The following is a 21943-nucleotide window of genomic DNA, read 5'->3' on the forward strand; positions in this document are numbered from 1 at the left end:
GTGTGGACAGCGAGGAGACGCTCAGCGCGTCAGATTGCTGGTCTTGTCGATGGCGGCGCGGATCTCGGCGATGGAGCGCTCGATTTCCTCTTCCGACATCAGCCCCGACTCGCCGCCCGGCGCGTCGAGGATGGAGGTGGTGAAGGCGTTCAGCGGCAGGGTGTCGGTCTGCACAGAATCCTGCGTGGTGGTCACCGCGTCCAGCTCCCACATCATGGCGATGGCGGTGGTGTTGTCGGCCGTGTCGCCGGCATTGCGCAGTGCGCGGGCAATCAGTTCCGGAATCGCCTGTGTGACCGAAAAGCTCGTGCAGGTGTCGACCAACTCGTCTTCTTGCACGCTGCCCCACAGGCCGTCGGAGCACAGCATGGCGACGTCGCCCGGCTCCAGGTTGGCCGGGCCGCCGATGTCGATCAGCGGCAGGTTGGGCGAGCCCAGGCAGTTGTAGATCTTGTTGCGCTCGGGGTGGTGCGCGACCTGCATTGGCAGCACGCGGTCCTGCTGCAGGAGGTTCTCGATCTTGGAGTGATCGCGTGTGCGCGTCACCAGCTCGCCCTTGCGCATCAGGTACATGCGCGAATCGCCGGCGTGCGCCCAATGCAGCGAGCCGCGCTGCGCCAGCGCGCAGACGATGGTGGTGCGTGGCGCATCCGGCAGACCATTCGTCTCCGCATAGCGGTGGATGTCGCGGTGCGCGAGCATGATGCTCTCGTGCAGGAAGTCGTGCGGATTGCGGATCGACGGGCGGGCGTGGCGCTGGAATTGGCGCGCCATGGTTTGCAGTGCCTGCTGGGCCGCGACCTCGCCCAGCGAGTGTCCGCCCAGGCCATCGCACAGCACCATCAGCATGGCATCGCGCGTGAAGCAGTACCCCATGCGGTCCTGGTTGACGCGTCGCGCGCCCTTTTTGCTTTCTTGATAGACCGAGAATCGCATTGCGGCTATTGAGGTTTCGGTGAAGGGAGGCGGTACGGCGGCTGGTCCCGTCCAGCGCTGCACCGTGTTGGAATCATACTCCGCCAACAGAAGGCAACTCGGCGGTCAATTGTCCCGACGGCGCAACAGGCGGCTCATGAAACGTGTGGTCAGCGCCTCTTTCTCTTCTGGCATCGGGCCGCCCTGTGTGATGGCGGTCAGGGCCTGCAGTTCGGTCAATGCGTTGCTTTCTTCGCGCAGCACCTTCTGCAGGCGGAACACGCTCTGCGGGCGCTCTTCCGGCTTCATCTTCAGACACCAGCCGACCAGGTCGATCAGGCTGGCCGTGTAGACCTTGCGCAAGCGCTCCAGGCCTTCTTCCAGCTTGTCTTCCTTCTCACGCTGCGTGGCTTCCTGCGGCGGCGTGCCGGCCATGCAGGCGTAGATGGTCGCGCCGATGCTGTAGATGTCGGTCCACGGGCCCAGCTCGTTGTGCTTGCGGTACAGCTCCGGTGCGGCAAAGCCCGGCGTGTACATCGGCTGGAAGCGTGAGGCCTCTGCGGTGAGCGTCTGCCGTGCGGCACCAAAGTCGAGCAGGATCGGCGAATGGTCTTCGCGCAGGTAGATGTTGCCCGGCTTGATATCGAGGTGCAGCAGCTTGTGGATATGGACTTCGCGCAGGCCGCTCATCAAGTCATGGAAGACCTGGCGGATGAAGCGCTCGCGCAGCATCTTGAGCTTGCCTTGCTGGCGCGCGTTGAGGATGTGCTCCTGCAGCGTTTTGCCCTGCTCATACGTCATCACCATGTAGACGGTGCCGTTTTCCCGGAAGAAATTGAGCACGCGCACGATGGCGGGGTGAGAAATGCGGGCGAGCGAGCGGCCTTCTTCAAAGAAATACTTGAGCCCGAGGCGGAATGCGCTCGCGCTTTCTTCCGGCACGACAGGAATCAATTCGCCGGGCGCGCGACGGGCCAGCGAAGACGGCAGATATTCCTTCACGGCCACCGGCGTCCCATGCTCATCGGTGGCGAGATAGACGAAGCTGAACCCCCCGCTGGCCAACTTCTTTACAATACGATAATTGGACAGCAGGGTGCCGACCGGCAACGGTGCACTGCGTGGCTGTCCTGAGCCTTTTGACTCTGTCATGGGTTTGTGTGGCGAAATGGCTGTCGGATTCTCTCTGACCCGTCCACACGTTGTAAAGCGACAAAAGGTGGGGGATTCCCCGCCAATTCTCAGCGTGCCAAGGTCTGCATTGCGGCACGCCGGGCATCCAGCACCTCTAAGAAGACACCTCGATTTCATGATCCACAGCATGACCGGCTACGGCGTAGCTACACGCCAGGCAGCCTTTACCGACGCCCATGGCGCACCGAGCGGCAACGTCGCCACGGTGTCGGTCGAGTTCCGCACCGTCAACTCGCGCTTTCTCGACTTGTTCTTCCGCGCGCCGGAAGAGTGCCGCGCTTTCGAGCCGGCGCTGCGCGAGATGCTCATGAGCGCACTGTCGCGCGGCAAGCTCGAATGCCGGATCAACCTGCAACGCCAGGAAGCCGCCAGCGATGTGGCGGCGCTCAATGTCGGCGTGCTGCAACAGTTGGCCAAGCTTGAGCAGGCAGTGACGCGCTATCTGCCCGCGTCGGGTTCGCTGCGCATGGGCGAGATCCTGCGCTGGCCCGGCGTGCTGGCCGAGCCTGAACTGACCCAGGATGCGCTGCGCGATGCCGTGGTCGACGCCGCCAAAGAGGCGCTCAAGCAACTTCTGGAATCCCGCCGCCGTGAGGGCGATGCACTCAAGGCGATGCTGCTGGACCGCGTTGACGCCATGCTCAAGATTGTTGAAGAGCTGTCGCCGATGGTGCCGAACCTGATCCAGCAACACCAGGACAAGCTGACCGAGCGCCTGCGCGAGGCCTTTGGCCTGGCTGCGCCGGAAGGCACGCCGGCGCTCACGCGCGATGAACTGTCCGAACGCATCCGCCAGGAAGCCACCGTCTACGGCATCCGCATCGATATCGCTGAAGAGCTCTCGCGCCTGCAGGCGCACCTGCGCGAAACGCGCCATCTCTTGGAGAAGGGCGGTCAACTCGGCAAGCGCCTGGACTTCATGATGCAGGAGCTCAACCGCGAGGCGAACACACTGGGCTCCAAGGCTGCCGCCAAGGAACTGGCCGATGCATCGATGGAGCTCAAGCTGCTGATCGAGCAGATGCGCGAGCAAGTCCAGAATCTCGAATAACACCCCAGAACAACAGAACTAGAACATGCCATCCTCTCAAGCGCACTCTGCCGTCGATACGCCCATTGAGAACCATTTCCCGGGCAGCCTTTTCATGGTCGTGGCACCCTCCGGCGCCGGCAAATCGACGCTGGTGAATGCGCTGCTGGCGCAGGACCCGTCGATCCGCCTATCGGTCTCGGCCACCACGCGCCAGCCGCGTCCCGGCGAGCAGCACGGCCGCGAGTACAACTTCATGACCGTCGAGGAGTTCAAGGCCTGCCGTGATCGCGGCGAGTTTCTCGAATGGGCCGAGGTGCATGGCAACTACTACGCGACCTCGCGCGTGTGGATTGAAGAGCAGATGCGCGCCGGTACCGATGTGCTGCTCGAGATTGACTGGCAGGGCGCGCAACAGGTGCATAAGCGCTTTGCCAATGCGGTCGAGATCTTCATCCTGCCGCCGTCGCTCACTGCACTGGAAGATCGCCTGAAGAAGCGCGGTCAGGACGAGCCGAACGTGATCGTGCGCCGCCTGCTGGCTGCGGGTTCCGAGATGGCACATGCGCCCGAGGCCGACTTCATCATCATCAACGAAGTGTTCGAAACCGCGCTCACTGAGTTGCGTACGGTAGTGCAGGCCACGCGCCTGCGCTTTGGTGCGCAGAAGGCGCGCCACGGCGAGCTTTTCGTCGAGTTGGGCATTCACTGAGCGACATGAAGCGCTGGCATTTTCCGGCGCTTTTGTAAAAGTGTGGTAGAGCCCGCGCCGAGGTGCAATCCGGGCCGAGTGCCGCGCTGCTGCTAAAATACCGAGATCAACAAGATTTGCCACCAGGTGGAGTTTTCATGGCGCGTATTACCGTCGAAGATTGCTTGAAACAGATTCCGAATCGCTTCGAACTGGCGCTGGCCGCAACATACCGCGCCCGTCAGTTGGTGCAGGGCCACACGCCCAAGGTCGATGCCAAGGACAAACCGACCGTGACCGCATTGCGCGAGATCGCATCCGGCCAAGTCGGTATCGAGATGCTCAAGAAGGTTCCGTCCTGAGCTGACGCATTACCCGGCGTGGTACGCTGCCTTGGTCACTGATCGTTCTTGCGATCTTTCGTGGATGTGAAAGCCGCGAACGCACAAGACCCCGGCATGCCTACCTCGCCCGCTTCTTCTTCGCCCAGGAACCAACGCTCCGCCACGCACGAGCACAACGTGCCGCCGGCGGAGTCGTCCGGCAACACGTCGGACGCGGCGAGTGGTTCTACACCGCAGCCTGGGTCTTCCACTGCTTCCTTCGTTTCCATGCCGACTTCCGCTTCCGGCCCCACGTCACCGCGCACGGGGGCGCCGAACCTGCCTGACCCGCGTGGTGCGGACCTGGTAGGCGAGCGGTCTGCGCTATTGCCGAAAGCGCCAAAATCGACCAAGGCGCATGCTGCCGAAGGTGCCGAGCAAGAGAGCAAGCCCGACGCGACAGGCGACAAGCTCTTCATCGATGCGGTGCTGGAGCAGACCTATCGGCATCTGTTCGGCCCGACCTCGCAGCCGGCCACGCCGCCGCGTCAGCAGGTCGTCTCTATCTCGGGGCTGACCGAGAAGCTGTCGTCGTACCTGAAGCCGGCCGATATCAAGCTGGTGAAGGAGGCGTTTCACTTCTCCGACGAAGCGCACCTCGGCCAGTATCGTCAGAGCGGTGAGCCGTACATCACGCACCCGGTGGCCGTGGCAGAGATCTGCGCGGGCTGGAAGCTGGATGTGCAATCGATCATGGCGGCGCTGCTGCACGACGTGATCGAAGATCAGGGTGTCACCAAGAGCGAGCTGGCCGAGAAATTCGGCCCCAAGGTCGCGGAGCTGGTCGACGGCCTGACCAAGCTGGACAAGCTGGAATTCCAAAGCCGCGAGCAGGCGCAGGCGGAGAGCTTCCGCAAGATGCTGCTCGCGATGGCGCGCGATGTGCGCGTGATTCTCGTCAAGCTGGCCGACCGCACGCACAACATGCGTACGCTCGACCATGTGCCGCCCGAAAAGCGTCGCCGCATCGCGGGCGAGACGATGGAGATTTACGCGCCGATCGCGCACCGACTCGGTCTGAATACGACGTATCGCGAACTGCAGGAACTGAGTTTCCGCATCGGTTCGCCATTCCGTTATGCGACGCTTGAGAAGGCCGTGAAGGCGGCTCGCGGCAACCGTCGCGAGGTGGTGACGCGCATTCTTGAGACAGCGCAGCGCGCGCTGGCCGATGCGGGCATCCAGGCAGAACTCACGGGGCGCGAGAAGACGCTCTACAGCATCTACCGCAAGATGCACGACAAGCAGTTGTCGTTCTCGCAGGTGCTGGATGTGTATGGCTTCCGCGTGGTGGTCGACACGCAGATGCAGTGCTACATGACCGTGGGTGCGCTGCACAGCCTGTACAAGCCGATGCCCGGCAAGTTCAAGGACTACATCGCGATCCCGAAGATCAACGGTTATCAGTCGCTGCACACGACACTGGTGGGGCCGTTCGGCACGCCGGTCGAGTTCCAGATTCGCACGCGCGAGATGAACCAGATTGCAGAAGCCGGCGTGGCTGCGCACTGGATGTACAAGCAGCATCACGACGAGCCCGATCGCGCGCAGCAGCAAGCGCACCAATGGTTGCAGTCGCTGCTCGACATCCAGAGCCAGACGGGCGATTCGCAGGAGTTCCTGGAGCACGTCAAGATCGACCTGTTCCCGGACGCTGTCTACGTGTTCACACCCAAGGGCGAGATCCGCGCGCTGCCACGCGGTGCCACGGCGCTGGACTTCGCCTACGCGGTGCACAGTGACCTGGGTAACCAGTGCGTGGCGGTCAAGATCAACAACGCGCTGTTGCCGCTGCGCACGGAGCTCAAGAACGGCGACATCGTTGAGGTCGTGACGGCGCCGTACTCGAAGCCGAATCCGGCGTGGCTCACGTTCGTGCGTACCGGCAAGGCGCGTGCGGCAATCCGCCATTTCCTCAAGACGGCCAAGCTCGATGAGGCCATTCAGCTTGGCGAGCGGTTGCTGGAACAGGCACTGCGCCAGATCGGCATCGACATGAAGGCGGTGCCTGCTCCAGTGTGGGAGCGCATCGTGCAGTGGACTGGCAACAAGGCCCGTGAAGATATCTTTGCCGATCTCGCGCTTGGCCGCCGTGTACCGGCCGTGATCGCGCGTCGCATCGAGATCGTGCTGCAAGAAGGCGGGCACGAGGGTGACGAAGCCCTGATGGCCGCCGTGCACACCTTCGCCAACGAAGAGGCGCCTGCCGTCACCGTCAGTGGTGATGAGGGTATGGCGATGGCGTTTTCGTCGTGTTGCCGGCCGATCCCGGGTGACTCCATCGTGGGCTACATCGGCAAGGGCGAAGGGCTGCAGATTCACGCGCAGGAATGTCGCGTGGCCAAGCGCCTGCACAGCAAGGATCCGGAACACTGGATCGATGTCATGTGGGCGGAGCACACCACGCGTGCGTTCGACGTGTCGATCAAGGTGCTCGTGCGCAATACGAAGGGCATCCTTGCGCGTGTGGCGGCGGACCTGACCTCGGCCGATGCCAACGTGGCGCACGTGTCGATGGAGCAAGAGGGCGATCAGGAGGCGACGTATATGACGTTCCTGATCCAGGTGCACGACCGTGTGCATCTGGCCGACGTGATGCGGGCGTTGCGGCGCAACCCCGATGTGATCCGCATTGCGCGGGATCGCGGTGATTAGCCGAGGCGAAGCGTAGATGCAAAAGGAAGGCGAGGCCGATTGGCTTCGCCTTTTTTGTTTGTGGTCTGCGCGCACAGCACCCTGATGGAGGGCGCAGGCAAAAGAAAAGGGCTTCCATTTCTGGAAGCCCTTCTCGTCTTTATCAGGTTGGTGCGGCTGGCAGGATTCGAACCCACGACCCCTTGGTTCGTAGCCAAGTACTCTATCCAACTGAGCTACAGCCGCAACCGAAGGGCGCGATTATACATGTGATCTGCGGAGTGTCTAGTGGCGAATCACGTGTTGCGACGCGCGTGATGCCAGAAAGAAGGTGAGGTCTGTCGATTCCGCTTCTTGATCCTCGGTTTTCTTGTCGACGCCTTGCGCTTGTGGCGCGTGCGCAGCTTACCGGTGAGCGCTGACAAGCGGGCGGACAAGCAAAAAGGGCTTCCATTTCTGGAAGCCCTTTTTGCCTTTATTAGGTTGGTGCGGCTGGCAGGATTCGAACCCACGACCCCTTGGTTCGTAGCCAAGTACTCTATCCAACTGAGCTACAGCCGCAACCGAGAAATGAGATTATACAGAATTTTTCGACCTTGTGAACCCCCTTCTTCACTTTTTCTTCTGGAGGGCCGACTTTCTATAATAGGGTTCTGAACCCACGTTGCTTCTATCATGAACAAGGCTTTCGTCCGGGAAGACGCCGGCGATGACGAAGACGATCTGCCCGAGGGCGCTGCACCGCTGCCACCGGGCTCGAAGAACTACATCACGCCCGCTGGCTATGAGCGCCTGTGCTCGGAGTTGATGCACCTCATCGACACGGAGCGACCCGAAGTGGTCGGCATCGTGTCGTGGGCGGCATCGAATGGTGACCGCTCAGAGAACGGCGATTACCTCTATGGCAAGAAGCGCCTGCGCGAAATCGATCGTCGCATCCGTTTCCTCACGCGCCGCATCGAGAAAGCGGAAGTGGTCGACGCCAGTCTGCAGGGCGACAACGATCAGATTTTCTTTGGCGCGACGGTCACCTATGCCAACCAGGCAGGCAATGAGACCACCATCACCATCGTCGGCATGGACGAGGTCGATCTCGATAAGGGCTACGTGAGTTGGGTCTCGCCGATTGCGCGTGCGCTCATCAAGGCGCGCGAGGGGGATACGGTGCCGCTGCGCACGCCTGCGGGCGTCGAGCAGATCGACATTTTGGAGGTTAAGTACCCGCCGCGCGCTGCTTGAATATGCCGCATGAGCGCCGTGCTCACGCCGGGTGCCCGAGACAGTAGGCGCCAAAGGCAATGACCGAGCAGGCCGACAGGCGCCGCGCCGTGAGCGATTCCTTCAGGAAGACGCGGCCAAGCAGTGCGGCAAACACCACCGACGTTTCGCGCAGGGCCGATACCGGCCCCATTGGCGCGAGCGTCACGGCCCAGATGACGATGCCATATGCGACGAGCGAGACTACGCCGCCACCGAACGTCTTGAGCGTGTCGGTGTCGCGCAGATCGATGTTCAGTGGGCCTTTCCATAGGCGATAGAGCAGCACCATCGGCAGGCCATCGAGCATGAACAGCCATGCGGAGTACGCATTCGCGTTGCCGGCCACGCGGGCGCCAATGCCATCGCACACTGTGTAGCAGGCGATGAACACGCCGGTGGTGAGTGCGGCGAGCGTAGAGCCGAGGTCCGCCTTGCGACCGCGCGCCAGGCTCAGGATGCCGGCACTGACCAGCACCACGCCCGCAAGCGCAATCGCGCCGGGCATCTCACCCGCAAACAGTGCGGCGCCCATCGTCACCAACAGCGGCGACGAGCCGCGCGCAATCGGGTACACCTGCCCGAATTCTCCAAACCGGTAGGCCCGCGCGAGAAACACGTTGTAGCCGACGTGCAGCACGGCGGACAGCGCCACGTATGGCCACGCAGCCGGGGCCGGCAACGGAAGCGCGATTGCCATCGGCACCGCGGCCAAGCCGGAAGCCAGCGTCATCAGCGTGATTGCACGCAGGCGGTCGGAGCCGCTTTTCAGCAGCGCATTCCACGAGGCGTGGAGCAGGGCGGCGCACAGAACCAGGGCGATGACGGCGGGAGTCACGATGAGCGGGGATTGGAGGTCGAGTCGATTTTTCTCACTCGACGGCGCATCGGCTTGAGTGGGAAGGCGATAGCGTATCGCCGCAAATTGTGATCAACAATCGATATATACTGACTCGATCTGTGCAAAAAACTCACGCGATATGCGCAAACTGCCTCCGTTGAATGCTGTGCGTGCTTTTGAGTCGGCGGCGCGCCACCTGAGCTTCACGCGTGCAGGCGAGGAATTGAATGTCACCCATGGCGCCATCAGTCGGCAGATTCAGGTGCTGGAAGCGTGGCTGGGCGTGCCGCTGTTTCGACGCCTGAACCGGCGTGTGGAGCTGACCGATGCGGGGCAGCGCTACCTTTCGGAGATTGGTGTGGCGCTTGATCGCATTAGTGTGGCCAGCCAGTCGGTGCGCGATCGCGATGCGGCGCGCATCTTGCGTGTGAACAGCATCCCGACGTTCACGATGCGCTGGCTGATTCCGCGCCTGTCGACATTTCAGATGCGGTTTCCGCGCGTGGAGGTGCGGCTCACCACGTCCATCGAAGAGATCGAAGACCTGCCGGACAACTTTGACGTGATCATTCGTGGCGGGCCGGAGATCCACGCAGGGTTTCGGTCGGGGCGCTTCCTGGATGAGAGCCGCTTTCCCGTATGCAGCCCGGCACTGCTCAAGCGCGCGCCGCTGGATGCGCCGTCGGATTTGCGGCGACACACGCTGCTGCATTCAGACACACTGCCCTCGATCTGGCCGAGCTGGCTAGTACTGGCGGGCGTGCCCAATCTGCGGCCTGCACACGCGCTCACGTTTGAGCATTTCTACTTGTCGATCCAGGCGGCTATCGATGGGCTTGGGGTGGCGATGGGGCCGTCGGCGCTCATCACTGAAGACCTGGAGGAAGGGCGGTTGGTCGCGCCATTTCCGGCATTGGCGCTTGCCGCACGCAGCTACTACTGGTATTGCCCGGCACGCAATCTCGGTGACGAGGTAGTGCAGGCATTCTGCGCATGGCTTGAAGAAGCGCGAGGGCCGCGTCACGCAAACGTGAACACGGTTTCCGCATCCGGTAACGAAGGTAACGCCGCGTAACACCCTAGGGATGGTGACGTTGGCCGATGCTAGGATCGATTCAAGCTTGATTGCAGAAGAAGGAGATCCCCCGATGGAAAAGAACGCATGGATTCTCGCCACGTGTTTGGCTGCGGCTGGTGTGGCGGCGTCGATTGCCGTGCCTGCGCAGGCGCAGGTGTCCATTGGTGTACAGATTGGCCCGACGTATGCACCGCCGCCGCCGCGTTATGAAGCGGTTCCCGTGATGCCGCCGGGTTACGTATGGACGCCGGGCTACTGGCAATGGCGTGATGGCCGCTATATGTGGCGGCCGGGCTATCGCGTGCATGGGCGCGAGGGCTACCACTGGCGTGAGCCGCGTTGGGAGCAAGGCCCGCGTGGCTGGCAAATGCACGAGGGTGGCTGGGATCGCGGTGGTGATGGCCGTTGGCGTGATCGCGACCGCGACCGAGGCCGCGACTGGGGCCACGACCGCCGCGATCGTGATGATCGCTATCACTGCCCTCCAGGTCACGCCAAGAGGGGCGAATGCTGATGCAATGAAGACAGGCCGGTCATGTACCGGCTTGTGTTTTTTTCGGGGCGCGTTTGCAATGTCGACACGATGTGTCTGTCATGCCGGCGTACTCGAGGGGAGGCAACATGACCGTGGAATCGAACTGGCGCACCGAGGTGTACAAGGATTTCGACGTCTACGTGCTGGCCATTCCGCGTGCCGCACGCAAGTCGGTCAAGGGCGGGGCGGCAACGCCAAGGCTGTGGGATTTCGTTGTGCGCATCTGCGAGTCGGGTGCAGACCCTACAGCCGTTGAAACACTGGTCGCGCATTCGCATGACGAACGTCCGTTGCCGACGCGTGAATCGGCAGAAGATGCCGGCCTCGCGCGCGGTTATGGCCTGATCGACGCGTTGTTGGGGCACGGCAGCGTTCAGCAGTCGATCGACCTCTGACGCTGGCGCATTTCCTAGGCTGCCAGCGCGGCCTCGCGCATGTGGCGTCGCGCGAATTGCCACCACAGCCAGGTCGCATCCGGACCGGGTGCGTGGAAGGCATAGCGGGGGTCGCCACCGCTCCAGGCGTGACCGGTTGCCGTGAGCTGGCATAGGCTGACGACGCATTCACCGTCACGCATGTCGTTGCGCAGGACGAACCCGTCGCCGCGCGAGGTTTCGCGCGACACGCCGGTGGCATCGGTCAGGTGATTCAGTGCGCGAAACTGCGAGGCCAGTTGTGCTTGGTTGGCCGGGTTGACGGCGTCGTCGCGCAAGCCATGCAGAAGCATCGTCGGCATGCCGGGGTAGGCCGCTACATCCACCATGGTTGATAGCGCTTCGAGTGGATCCACGCGAGCGCCGCGCCGCATCAGGTTTAACGCCGAGGCGGGCGTACGCGCGATGCCCAGCGCCGGGCCGGAGTGCAGGGCCAGCGCGGCAAACAGCTTTGGATGGCGCAGTGCCATCAGGCCGGCCAATCCCGCGCCCGCCGACAACCCTGCCAGATACACCCGTGAAGGATCTGCGCCGGTCTGCTCCAGCGTTTGTTCGACCAGCCGGCAGATGCCATCGGCCTCGCGCGCGCCGACGTGCTCGGGGTCGTACCAGTGCCAGCAGCATTGTGGATGCGCGCGGCGCGGTTGCTCCGGATACAGCGCGATGAAGCCTTCACGATCCGCCAGCGCATTCATGCGCGTGCCGTGCGCCAGCACCTCGGCCGATTGCTTGCAGCCGTGCAGCATCACCATCAGCGCGGGTGGCTTGCTGCCACGTAGTGGTGGCGTGTAAAGCCAATACTCCGGTCGGCGTGCCACGACGGCCGGCGACTCCGGTTCGTAGATGAATTGCTCCCGCGCGAAAGTGCCCTGGGTGGGCGTGGGGTGGATGTGGCGCCCGGTTTCTCGGCGTGTGCCGGGTTTTGCGGGGCGGACCGGCTTGGGCGGCCACGTCTGGCGGCCAAAGCCTGGCGTGGTGAGCGCGTCGACCACCCGGGAAATGGATTTCATCCAGATGCGGTTCATTGGCGGCAGCAAATAGCCAGGATGAGGACGATGGTGCTTGCCCCACCGGCGTATCGCAAGTGTTTCAGCATGAGACCATTGTGCCAGTGATCTTGTTGCGCTGCAGCATGCCGGCAATCGCAAAGTTTGCATTTGCCGGCGCATGTAATGGAGACACCGCACGTGAGCGGCTACACTGCGGCGAAGGGCGCACCCCGGCTGTCTGCGCCTGCTGATTTCCCGTTCCCCGTTGTGTACTTATGGAGGTCGTTATGGGTTTTTTTGACTTTATCAAAGAGGCTGGCGAGAAGCTGTTCCACGGCAGCGCCGCAGCCGCGCCGGCTGACGCATCTGCAGACGCTGATGCCGCCAAGGCCGCCGACGATGCCAAGGGTCAGGCGATTCAGGACTACATCGCCCAGCAAGGCCTGAGCGCCACGGCACTGTCGGTGCAGGTGGAGGGCGATGCCGCCAAGGTGTTCGGCGTGGCGCCGGATCAAGCCACGCGCGAGAAGATCATCCTGTGCTGTGGCAATGTCGAAGGGATCAAATCGGTGGACGACCAGATGTCGGTGAATACCGAGTCGGAAGAATCGGACTGGCACACCGTGGAGCGTGGTGACACGTTGTCGGCCATCGCCAAGGAGGCCTACGGGGATGCCAACAAGTACCCGGTGATTTTTGAGGCCAACAAGCCGATGCTCTCGGACCCGAACAAGATCTACCCGGGGCAGAAACTGCGGATCCCCAAGATCTGAACGGTTTCACAAGGCCAAAGCAAAAAGCCCAGTCGATGAAGACTGGGCTTTTTGAATTCTGGTGCCGCTGACCGGAATCGAACTGGTGACCTTCGCATTACGAATCGGAAGGTCTACTGCTGAATTACGGGGATATTTGACGGGTAATCGGCTTTTTGGGACAATTTTGGGACAGTGACTCCCAGGCTACCAGCTGATGGCAACGTTTACCAAGCGCGGGGACCTTCAGTGGCAAGCCAAGATTCGGCGGAAGGGCTACCCTGATCAGTCCAAAACCTTTTCAACTCGAGCCGACGCAGAAAAATGGGCGAGATCGGTTGAACTTGAAATGGACCGAGGCAGGTTCGTCAGTAGCTCCGAAGCGGAGAGAACGACTTTCCGGGAGGCACTGGATCGATATGAAGCGGAGATAGTGTCCAGTAAGCGGGGCGCTGTGCAGGAGAAGTCGATCATCCGCATGTTGCGCGCGTCTTGGCTTTCGGGTCGATCACTCGCGGCTGTACGCCGGGCTGATATCGCGAAACTACGGGATGAATGGTCCGAGACGCACAGTCCAGCCACGGTAGTCCGACGTCTCGCCGTTGTATCGCATCTCTTCTCTATAGCCCGGAAGGAGTGGGGGCTGGAGAGCCTAACGAATCCGGTCGAGTTGGTACGTAAGCCTTCGGTGAAGAACGAGCGCGCTCGTCGAATTTCGGCGATCGAGCAAAGCGGACCAGAAGGGGGCTCATCAGACGAGCTGACTTACGTGAAGGCCGCAACGTCATCCGCCTATCTTCCCTCGCTGATCGATCTTGCCGTAGAGACGGCGATGCGCCGGGGTGAGCTGCTCGCCTTGGAGCAAAGCCAGGTCGATCTAGATCGTCGTGTTGCCCGGTTGCCGATTACGAAGAACGGCAATGCTCGAGATGTCCCCCTGTCCTCCAAGGCCGTGTCAGTTTTGGCGTCTCTGCAGACACCCGAGGGTGGCAAGTTCTTTCCAATCCGACAGGATGCAGTAACCCGCGCATTCGAAAGGGCAGTTGCGCGTGCAAGAGCATCGTATGAGCGGGATTGCAAAGAGAGAGGTAAGGCAGCTAGCCCCGAGATTTTGGTTGACCTTACGTTCCACGATCTGCGCCACGAGGCCACCTCAAGGCTAGCTTCGATCTTCCCATTGCACGATCTGGCGAAGATTACCGGTCATCGAGATCCAAAAATGCTCATGCGCTACTACCATCCGAGAGCTGAAGACTTGGCCAGGAAGCTCGATTAGCAACTTCTCATTTGCGACCGGATTCGAGATGTTTTCCTTGCTACCTTCCGCATTGCATTACCCCGCCACATTAGTTCAATCCGGTGAACTGGTACTCCGAACCCTTCTTTCGGTAAATGACGACCGCGATGCCCGCCCCGCCAGAAATTGCTCGCCGGTGGTCGGTCTTCGGCTCTTCAGGCACGACGAGATAGCGATTCACCGGGAGCCGGAGTAGTTCCTTGATGCACTCTCCGTGGATGACCAATTGACCGACTCCCGTGTATACGTCCGTCGTGCGGGCGGAGGTCTTCACCTCGAAGAGGTCAACTCTGGAAGCGGCGACGATCGCTAAGTCGATGGCCTGCGCCTTCTGGCTGTCGCCATTGCTACGCAGGAGAAGCTCCAAGGCCCGGACGACTGCACCATGCTCGACAGTGCGTTTGCCGCCTCCATGCCCTTTCGAGTGCACGTCGCCCGAATATTCGTCGAAGTAGCGCCGCAGCCTCAAGAGTCTGTGCGCTGTCGAGGTAGGCTGCTGGTCACCTGCTTGGGCTCCACTTGCCCCGCTAGGCCCGTCACGACCGCCTATGTCGCCTTCTCCAGATTGTGCCCCGTCCTGGGACTGGCTTCGCCCGTCTCCATGCAGCTCTTCACCCAGCCGGGTCGCGACCTCTCTGGCTTCCTCTGCGAAACCCCACAAGCGGTCCGCAAGTTCGGGGGTATTCAACCCGGCGATCAGGATGACCTTTGAGGTTCCGCCGTTGTCAGAAGCCTCGACGGTAGATGCTGCGAACTCGCGGAAGACCTTTCTCTTCGGAAGCCCTGAGCCTTTTGTCAGTTTGCCGCGATGCGCCAAGAAGATGTCACCGCTCCCGTCCTTGATAAAGACGCCGGCCATGCGTCGATTATAGGTGCCAGCCGGAAAGTTCAACTGAACGGCAATCTCAATCCACTTTGTAGTCCCGGGATCAGCGGAAAGAACGAAGTTCACCAGCTTGTCACCAGTGTTGTGCGCTGACCAGGCGCGGACGTTGGTGCCGGTAGATGCCTCGAAATACACCGTGCCGGTCTGGTGGCCAGCCGGATAGGTTATCTCACGGGTCTCCTTGTGTGGGAGGGTTGCCCGTAATTGCTCCGCAAGCTGTTTGTTCAGTCGCGAGATTTCTGCGATGTCTGTGACCACCTCGAAGGCTTCGTCCACCGCTATCTCCTCACCCCATTGGTTTGCTTAGCGTCAATTTTGGCAGAAGGAGTCTGTACGCTTACAACGGTCGACAACTTTTCGTTTGACAAAGTCGACGGCGAGGCCCTAGATCATCGAGAATGATTTCAGCGGGCGGAACTGGATTTCAATAGGTTTAATACCAGATAAAAATATGGCAAATTCGTTGATCGATGTCTGGCATGGATTTGGGAGCATCGTTGGCAAAGTCTCTCACGACGGAGAGACGGGAAACGCCGTGAGCTCGTTCTTCGAGGCAGAGTTCGTGGACGGTGAGCGGCCACAGATTGATATTGAGCAGGATCCCTATGGCCGTGTGAAGAAGCTTTCTTTTTCCATCTTTGGGGGCTGTGAACGACGGGGCATGGCGCAGTTCTTGAGGTGCGTGGCGGACGAGTTGGATAAGCCGGCGGACAAGTTGGGCGGAACTTACCAGATTGGCCACGAGCCCTTCGAGGAGGGGCTTCTGTCAATCAAAGAAAAGGGCGAAATTGGTGAGGCCCAATTGAATGCGTGGCTCAAGTCGATCGGAATTAGCTACGTCTACCTGGACCAGTCGCAGAGGACCTTTCCGGACCTATTCAAGGGAAATGTAAAGCGCCCCGACTTTTTTGTCCTTCTTGAATCAATTGGACTGATTGCCGTCGACGCGAAAAATTACACGTTGTCCGCGGCGGGGGAGTACACCCTTCCATTGGAAACCGAGTTGAAACGGGTCTTGGCTTTCGAACGCCTCTTTAGGATACCAGTGTGGTATGCCTACATGGGGAGGACCTCTGCGACGACCACACAGTGGTACTGGATCAGTGCATTGAAGGCGATCGAGGTGGGTCAAGTGCGGAAAAATAGGGAGACGGAGGAAGACTTTCTGGCGATAAAACTAGAGCACTTCGAACGAATTGAAAAGAATGAAGATCTCGGCAAGCTGTACACGCATCGGCTGCCGCGCGTAGATCAGAGTTCCACGGTCATCCAAGTTACAGATCTGGACTACCTGCGGTGAGCAGAACAATGACGTTGCCGGATTGATTTGTCGAACGCCGCTGTGGGTAGATGGGCGATCAGCGACCGGCCGTTCCCGGCCAATAGCTGATATTCGGTCCCTTTCGACCGGTGGGGAGAGCGAACGATGAACATACTTAAAGAAGTTCAAAACGCCTGGGGTTGGACCGGCATCAAGCCGTTGGAACTGGTAGACGAGAACGATTTCGGCAATCTCATCATCAAAGACGTGCGCGGACAGTACTGGCGACTCTGCCCGGAAGATTGCTATTGCGAGGTAGTTGCCGCAGATGAAGCAGCGTTTGAGGTGCTAGCCGCCGATAGTGATTTTTTGGTGGACTGGCAGATGAGTGTCCTGGTGGCTCAAGCAACGCAACAGCTCGGAGCGCTCTCCGCAGGGCGGAAGTTCTGCCTCAAGATCCCAGGCATACTCGGCGGCGAGTACGGTGGCGATAATCTCGGAACGATCTCGCTCGAAGAGCTCATCCGTGTCTCTGGCGACATAGCTCAACAAATTGCCAGTCTCCCGGATGGGACACCGGTCAAGCTTTCGGTCATCGACTGAGAAAACATGTCAGCTATGCGCGCGAAACGGGCCTCATTGATTCATGAACCCTGCGTCCACGCGTTGCCCATCCGCGCTTAGATTGCCACCTTGTAGTTGCTAAACAGTGAACTATGCCCTGTGATTCGACATCACTTTCAGCGGTAATGGGCAGCCTTTGCAGGGACCAAATTCGTCAGGCCGGGCAAAGGTATACGCCCGGCATCGATGCGAGCGCCCCCAATCTCCGTATTGCGGCCTTGTCCACCGCCGTCGACAACGTTGCATGTGGCGATGCTGCACGAGCGCGCTTCCAGTCGGTCCTTGACGAGCTTGCCGATGCTTGGGGCCGTGCTAAGCATCACAGCCAACGCCCCACAGAGATCAAGCAACTGATTCACGCCGCTGGCGCTTCGCTGCCAGCGATGATGAATCGCTTGCGTTCTCGCGATACCACCGCAGGCGATGAATGGGCAGACCGGCTGTCTCAGCTCGATGCCAGCTTGATGGAGGACATCGCCTATTGGCGGGCAGAGGAAGCCAAGCAGTCCCGGGACGACGGGAGCTATTCTTCCGCACGCAATACCGCGCGCACCAACATGGAAGCGATTTACAGCTGCCTACGTGTCATTCGCGATGAGGTGGAATACGCGGCCAGCTCCTCCTTCAAGCTGCTCTTCGATCCGATCCTCCTGATCAGCGGTGAGTGGGGCACGGGTAAAACACATCTGTTGTGCGATGTCACGAGTGAGCGACTTACCCGTGAAGCTCCCACAGTCCTAGTGTTGGCAAAGAACTTCGAGGGCAACGTGCTTGCAGACATTTGCGCACGCCTTGGAGGCGCGACTTCGGTCGAGGACAAATTTGCCGAACTGGAAGATACTGGACGAGGGGCAGGGGGGAGAACTCTTTTTATTGTCGATGGCGTCAATGAGGGACGTAGGCGCGAGTGGCGACAGGCGATCAGTACCTTACTTTCGCTCGTCGCCGAGCATCCCAACATTGGGTTGATCGTGACATGTCGGACTCCGTTCGAGGCCATGGCCATTGAAAAGTCAGACCTGGAGAAGTTTCGTCGTCTCCAGCACTACGGCTTCGACGACCAAGAGTTCGATGCGCAGGCGGCCTTCTTTGAGTACTACCACCTGCCACTGCCGGAAGTTCCGCTGTTGGACCGGGAGTTCTCGCGCCCTCTCACGCTGAAGCTCATCTGCCAATCGCTGCAGAGCCTGTCGGGCAAGAAGCTGGCCAAGGGCTTCGCAGGCATTGCCTCCGGACAGCGCGGCATGACCTACGTGTTGGAGTCATTCGTCAATCGCGTTGGGCAGCCAATCGAACACGAGTTCGGATTGCGGGACAAGGGGTGCTGGATCTTGCTGAAGGGCGCAGACCAGTTCACCGACAAGCGGATTGCCGGCTTTGCTCCCTGCATGGCAGCGAACCTCCGCGGCTATGTTCTTCCGTCAGAGGCAGACCGAATCGTTGCCGCGAGCTACCCCGCACTACGACCTGCTCAAAGGCGGGCGTTGCTGGAGACGATGCGCACGAACGGGCTCATTGAAGAGGATGCTATCTGGTACTCAACGAGATCCGGGCAGCATAAATCACGAGTGGTACACCGACTGCCTTATCAGCGATTCAGCGACCACTTGATAGCGCGACACCTACTCAAGGCATACCTAGACGTGTCATCGCTGGCTTCCATCAAGGCCAGCTTTGCTGCCAACTCCCCGCTCGCGAGAGTCTTCCAGCTGACTGATCAAAACTTCGGCAACTATGCGGAGCCTGGATGGGCGCAAGCGCTGATCACGGAGTTCCCGGAGCGCGTGGGGAGGAAGATGCCGCCAAGGCACTGTGAGCTCTTCTTCGCCTTGCCGCGGGACACACAGGACCTGAACGCGTATTTCGAGCCGTTCATCGAGGGCCTTTTCTGGAGAAGTCCGACCGCGTTCACCGAGGGCACGCGGATGGTCATCAACCAGTACCTGGGCGCAGGTTCCCGGGCCTGGGAGCGCGTCATGGATGCGTTGACGGCAGTCGCGACGAAGCCCAACCATCCCTATCATGCCAAGCGGCTGTATAAGTATCTGTCGCGCTTCCCGATGGCCGACCGCGACCTGCACTGGTCAGAGTACCTGCGACGAAGATACGCGTCACCGACCATCCATCGACTTTTGACATGGGCAGAGAAACTCGACACCGTGACCATGACTCGCGACGCGGCAGCCGAGCTTGTGGTGTTGTTCTCCCTTGTCCTAACTACTGTCGTTCGCACTGATCGCGATCTTGCAACCAAGGCACTCGTACTGATCGGAGAGCAATATCCAGACGTGCTGTTCTCGCACGTTCTGACATGCTTGGGCTTCAATGATCCGTACCTGCCGGAACGGGTTCTCGCAGCCGCCTACGGCACGGTTCTGTCGCTGGTTGATTCAAGAAAGGCGGCTTCGTTCCGGCCGCTACTTGGAGATCTTGCTCAGAAGATTTACCGACAGATGTTTGCTCCTCGCGCACGCCACGCGACGCACCACACGCTCATACGGGACTACGCACTTGGCATCATTGAGGTAGCCCAGCGAGCAGGGTGCATAAAGCTGCCCAAGACTTCTGTCCGCTACCTTAGCCGGCCGTTCCCGAATACCCCGTCCTCATTCTCCAGCGATGGAACGCCCGACGACTCGGTCAAGCACGCGATTGGGCACCCCATCCAAATGGACTTTGGTAACTACACCATCGGTAGCCTGATTCCCAACAGGGCGAACTATGACCACGACAAACCAGACTATGTCCGAGTTCGAGCAAAGATCGAGCGCCGTATGTTCGACTTGGGGTATCGGGACGAAGCATTCAAGGACGTTGATGCCGAAATTGGCCGGCACTCATGGAATGCTCGTGACGAACACAAGGTGGATCGCTATGGGAAAAAGTACTCTTGGATCGCGTACTTCGAGATGTGGGGAGAACGCGACGCGAACCGCAAGCTTCCGGATTGGCGCCAAGGCAGCAGAACCCCCGACTGCGGCGTAGATCCATCATTCCCCAAGCCTCCACCGCATTGGACGCCGCCCCTGCCGGATCTCTTTGGGCCTGCTGCTGCTACGACCGAGGACTGGGTGGCCGGCGGGTACACGCCGAACTGGCACCCCATTCTGGTGGTCCCCGAGATCAACGGGCATCAAGGAGAATGGGTGCTCGTCGAAGGATTTGTCAAAGGGGCTGACGCTGAGCATGATCGTGAGCTCTTCGCCTTCCTCCGTGGGATGTTCGTGGCCAAGAAGGACGTTGACACGCTGAGGTCGAAGTTCCTGTCGATTTCCTACCCAGGAAACCACACGATCCCAGAGGGAGCGGAGGAGCACTATCTGTTCGCAGGCGAGCCTGGTCACCGCCATAGCTTTGCACGGCATCTTCTCCAGCGTAATGACAACTACCGCCGCCAAACGGCGGAGGCGTTCGATGAGTACGTGCGCGACTACAGCGCAGGTGAAAAACGGTCACTGACCATCAAGATCGCTTCGATGTCAGGCGAGGCGGCGGGCGACGAAGACGCTTCTGTCCTTGAGTTCGATTTCGCCGCCACTCGCCGTATTCCGGGTGTCCGGCTTGAGCTGCCGTCCATCCAGTTTGCCTGGGAGTCCTACCATTCCGTACACAACACGTTCACAGGCTTCGATATCCCTGCACCAAGCTTGATTCAGCGCCTTGGCCTCTCCTGCTGCGACCGCGCAGTTGATTTCTTCGATCCAAGCGGCGGTCCCGCAACGCTCTACAGACAAGCAGGCGAAGGCTATTCTGGCAACAAGCACAGGCTGCTCTACGTCCGGGCTGACTTGCTTCGCCGCTACCTTAAAGAGACTCGCCAGGTCCTCGTCTGGTGCAACTGGGGCGAGCGTGACTGGCTAAAGAAGACAGAGGAGCACCGCTTAATTCCCAACGAGGGCAGGCAGCGAGTCTTCCAGACTCACGCGCACATCCATCGGACCTTTTCGCAATGGTCCGCCAAAGACTGCGTCGTGCTGTAGGCGGCAACTAGCTCTACCTGTAATCTTGTTGCGGATGAGCTTGCTGATGACATGGCTATTAGTACGGTCGCCAACGCGGTTGCGGCGGATGCACTTCATCCCGATTTCACGCAAGCTTAGTGTCGATGGACGGGAAGTAGATGAAAGGCTTGATACCCCTAGCTTTCGCTTCCTTCTTGATGCCCGTTGTAGCGCCGAAGCCGTATAGGTGGAGTTCCTTCGCGCCGCCGGCTTCTGCTTCGCTCAGAGCTGTTCGGCACGCAGCGATCTTTGTCGGGAACACCTTGCCACGATACACAGCTGGCTCAGAAATCGCCGCAGCCTGATCACTCTTCTGGACGTACCAATAGCCGGCGCCCTCTTGAAAGATAGTGAATTCAGCCTTCACGCTTCTCCGTCCTTCGCCCAATTCGAGGGTGGTAATTTCTTGCCTGACGGGCAATTTTTTTGGCGACCCAAAAAATATTACTTTGAGTTTGAACTATAGCGCAAGTCAGCCCTTGTCGAATAATTATCGAAGGTGATAATTGAATATCTTTAATTAGACGATCAATTAAAGACGGCACGACAACCGGCTGGCACCGGTCGCCGTACCTAACCGCGCCATCCTTCATGGAGGAACGACATGGCTGCGAATATTCTACAAGTACCTCACCCGATCTCCACGCTGCCGCGGGACTGCGAGCTATCGCAGATTTTGGAGCTTCGCGACCCGTTTCTAATCCCGCTTTCTGATCTTGATCGACTGATCCAAGAAGCCCCAACAGCTAGGGTTCAGGGCTGGCTCTTTGGCGTGCGCGATGCCCGGATGATGCTCAAAGCGTGCATGGGGGCGGAGGTGGCGGTATGAGCGCGAAAGCTGCCCTTGCGGCCGTCCTCCTGGCGGTATCTGGCCTGACAGTGGCTCAGGCGGACCCGTCGATCTCCAACCCCGAGGGTGGCGTGCAGCCCGGGCCGTTTTCGCCGGACGATCCACTACCCGCGAAGTTGATCGCGGTCGATCCAGAGGCTGCGTCTTTTGTCGCGGAATACAACGCCAGGATCGAAGCTTTTTATAACGAGATGACCACCTATTACACGGTGGTCAACGGGTACTGCATCGCTACTCCCATGACGAGAAAACTCTTCTTCCTGATCAACCGACGGTAAGTGGGAAAAGGGG

At 60.1% G+C, this 21943-nt stretch carries 22 protein-coding genes and 2 tRNA genes; 15 read left to right on the forward strand and 9 right to left on the reverse strand.

What is annotated here, in order from left to right:
- Nucleotides 1-21: 21 nt before the first annotated feature.
- On the reverse strand, nt 22-936 hold the full coding sequence (locus F7R11_RS07510; RefSeq protein WP_021195054.1) for a PP2C family protein-serine/threonine phosphatase: 915 nt from the start codon (nt 934-936) through the stop codon (nt 22-24).
- 105 nt (nt 937-1041) lie between these two features.
- On the reverse strand, nt 1042-2067 hold the full coding sequence (locus tag F7R11_RS07515; RefSeq protein ID WP_064802362.1) for a serine/threonine protein kinase: 1026 nt from the start codon (nt 2065-2067) through the stop codon (nt 1042-1044).
- Nucleotides 2068-2224: 157 nt separating this feature from the next.
- On the opposite strand from F7R11_RS07515, the gene F7R11_RS07520 reads away from it, so the two are divergent.
- The 3 genes from F7R11_RS07520 to rpoZ all read left to right on the forward strand — a co-directional run bounded on the left by F7R11_RS07520 (nt 2225) and on the right by rpoZ (nt 4192).
- On the forward strand, nt 2225-3160 hold the full coding sequence (locus tag F7R11_RS07520) for a YicC/YloC family endoribonuclease (protein WP_031329403.1): 936 nt from the start codon (nt 2225-2227) through the stop codon (nt 3158-3160).
- Between the two features lie 25 nt (nt 3161-3185).
- Entirely contained in the window at nt 3186-3851 is a 666-nt protein-coding gene (gmk, locus tag F7R11_RS07525) for a guanylate kinase (RefSeq protein ID WP_064802364.1), read from the forward strand.
- Between the two features lie 137 nt (nt 3852-3988).
- The gene (rpoZ, locus tag F7R11_RS07530) at nt 3989-4192 is read left to right on the forward strand and encodes a DNA-directed RNA polymerase subunit omega (RefSeq protein WP_004630929.1); all 204 of its coding nucleotides are present in this window, start codon (nt 3989-3991) and stop codon (nt 4190-4192) included.
- A 35-nt stretch (nt 4193-4227) separates the two neighbouring features.
- Here rpoZ and F7R11_RS07535 read toward each other — a convergent pair whose 3' ends face one another.
- On the reverse strand, nt 4228-4443 hold the full coding sequence (locus F7R11_RS07535; protein ID WP_064802366.1) for a hypothetical protein: 216 nt from the start codon (nt 4441-4443) through the stop codon (nt 4228-4230).
- Between F7R11_RS07535 and F7R11_RS07540 the strand changes: the two genes are divergently transcribed.
- Complete coding sequence (locus F7R11_RS07540; RefSeq protein ID WP_064802368.1) at nt 4442-6868, forward strand: RelA/SpoT family protein; 2427 nt, start codon at nt 4442-4444, stop codon at nt 6866-6868. The two genes, F7R11_RS07535 and F7R11_RS07540, sit on opposite strands and share 2 nt — an antisense overlap.
- A 148-nt stretch (nt 6869-7016) precedes the next feature.
- Here F7R11_RS07540 and F7R11_RS07545 read toward each other — a convergent pair.
- Both F7R11_RS07545 and F7R11_RS07550 read right to left on the reverse strand, forming a co-directional pair.
- Nucleotides 7017-7093, reverse strand: a tRNA-Arg gene (locus tag F7R11_RS07545).
- A 238-nt stretch (nt 7094-7331) separates the two neighbouring features.
- Nucleotides 7332-7408: transfer RNA gene (locus tag F7R11_RS07550), tRNA-Arg, on the reverse strand.
- A 114-nt stretch (nt 7409-7522) separates the two neighbouring features.
- Here F7R11_RS07550 and greB point away from each other — a divergent pair.
- Nucleotides 7523-8086: a transcription elongation factor GreB gene (gene greB / locus F7R11_RS07555; RefSeq protein ID WP_064802370.1), complete on the forward strand. Its 564-nt coding sequence runs from the start codon at nt 7523-7525 to the stop codon at nt 8084-8086.
- A gap of 22 nt (nt 8087-8108) precedes the next feature.
- Here greB and F7R11_RS07560 read toward each other — a convergent pair whose 3' ends face one another.
- Nucleotides 8109-8942: a DMT family transporter gene (locus F7R11_RS07560; RefSeq protein ID WP_064802372.1), complete on the reverse strand. Its 834-nt coding sequence runs from the start codon at nt 8940-8942 to the stop codon at nt 8109-8111.
- 142 nt (nt 8943-9084) lie between these two features.
- Here F7R11_RS07560 and gcvA point away from each other — a divergent pair, with 142 nt between their 5' ends.
- From gcvA to F7R11_RS07575, 3 genes are all read left to right on the forward strand, one after another.
- Nucleotides 9085-10020, forward strand: a complete 936-nt coding sequence (gene gcvA / locus F7R11_RS07565) for a transcriptional regulator GcvA (RefSeq protein ID WP_064802374.1) — start codon at nt 9085-9087, stop codon at nt 10018-10020.
- Between the two features lie 73 nt (nt 10021-10093).
- Nucleotides 10094-10537, forward strand: a complete 444-nt coding sequence (locus tag F7R11_RS07570) for a YXWGXW repeat-containing protein (protein WP_064802376.1) — start codon at nt 10094-10096, stop codon at nt 10535-10537.
- Nucleotides 10538-10644: 107 nt separating this feature from the next.
- Complete coding sequence (locus F7R11_RS07575) at nt 10645-10953, forward strand: hypothetical protein (protein WP_064802378.1); 309 nt, start codon at nt 10645-10647, stop codon at nt 10951-10953.
- A 14-nt stretch (nt 10954-10967) separates the two neighbouring features.
- Here the strand turns inward: F7R11_RS07575 and F7R11_RS07580 are convergent, their stop codons facing one another.
- Nucleotides 10968-12002 carry an extracellular catalytic domain type 1 short-chain-length polyhydroxyalkanoate depolymerase gene (locus F7R11_RS07580; RefSeq protein WP_064806223.1) on the reverse strand — a complete coding sequence of 345 codons (1035 nt, stop codon included), beginning with the start codon at nt 12000-12002 and terminating at the stop codon, nt 10968-10970.
- Nucleotides 12003-12268: 266 nt separating this feature from the next.
- Between F7R11_RS07580 and lysM the strand changes: the two genes are divergently transcribed.
- Together lysM and F7R11_RS07590 are read left to right on the forward strand one after the other, a co-directional pair.
- Nucleotides 12269-12754, forward strand: a complete 486-nt coding sequence (gene lysM, locus F7R11_RS07585) for a peptidoglycan-binding protein LysM (protein ID WP_048936013.1) — start codon at nt 12269-12271, stop codon at nt 12752-12754.
- 196 nt (nt 12755-12950) lie between these two features.
- Complete coding sequence (locus F7R11_RS07590) at nt 12951-14009, forward strand: tyrosine-type recombinase/integrase (protein WP_064802380.1); 1059 nt, start codon at nt 12951-12953, stop codon at nt 14007-14009.
- A gap of 70 nt (nt 14010-14079) precedes the next feature.
- Here the strand turns inward: F7R11_RS07590 and F7R11_RS07595 are convergent, their stop codons facing one another.
- On the reverse strand, nt 14080-15192 hold the full coding sequence (locus tag F7R11_RS07595; protein WP_064802382.1) for a hypothetical protein: 1113 nt from the start codon (nt 15190-15192) through the stop codon (nt 14080-14082).
- Between the two features lie 175 nt (nt 15193-15367).
- On the opposite strand from F7R11_RS07595, the gene F7R11_RS27165 reads away from it, so the two are divergent.
- The 3 genes from F7R11_RS27165 to F7R11_RS07610 all read left to right on the forward strand — a co-directional run bounded on the left by F7R11_RS27165 (nt 15368) and on the right by F7R11_RS07610 (nt 20781).
- Nucleotides 15368-16216, forward strand: a complete 849-nt coding sequence (locus F7R11_RS27165; RefSeq protein WP_197495024.1) for a hypothetical protein — start codon at nt 15368-15370, stop codon at nt 16214-16216.
- A 126-nt stretch (nt 16217-16342) separates the two neighbouring features.
- A complete protein-coding gene (locus F7R11_RS07605) occupies nt 16343-16780 on the forward strand; it encodes a T6SS immunity protein Tdi1 domain-containing protein (protein WP_064802384.1) in 438 nt (145 codons plus the stop codon).
- Between the two features lie 239 nt (nt 16781-17019).
- Complete coding sequence (locus tag F7R11_RS07610) at nt 17020-20781, forward strand: NACHT domain-containing protein (protein ID WP_244199214.1); 3762 nt, start codon at nt 17020-17022, stop codon at nt 20779-20781.
- A gap of 106 nt (nt 20782-20887) precedes the next feature.
- Here F7R11_RS07610 and F7R11_RS07615 read toward each other — a convergent pair whose 3' ends face one another.
- Entirely contained in the window at nt 20888-21169 is a 282-nt protein-coding gene (locus F7R11_RS07615) for a hypothetical protein (RefSeq protein WP_064802388.1), read from the reverse strand.
- Between the two features lie 237 nt (nt 21170-21406).
- Here F7R11_RS07615 and F7R11_RS07620 point away from each other — a divergent pair, with 237 nt between their 5' ends.
- Complete coding sequence (locus F7R11_RS07620) at nt 21407-21631, forward strand: hypothetical protein (RefSeq protein ID WP_064802390.1); 225 nt, start codon at nt 21407-21409, stop codon at nt 21629-21631.
- Nucleotides 21628-21930 (forward strand): hypothetical protein, encoded by a 303-nt coding sequence (locus F7R11_RS07625; protein WP_064802393.1) that lies wholly within the window; start codon nt 21628-21630, stop codon nt 21928-21930. The genes F7R11_RS07620 and F7R11_RS07625 overlap by 4 nt, the downstream gene beginning before the upstream one ends.
- Nucleotides 21931-21943: the final 13 nt, after the last annotated feature.

This window comes from Ralstonia insidiosa (assembly GCF_008801405.1).
GTDB lineage: Bacteria > Pseudomonadota > Gammaproteobacteria > Burkholderiales > Burkholderiaceae > Ralstonia > Ralstonia insidiosa.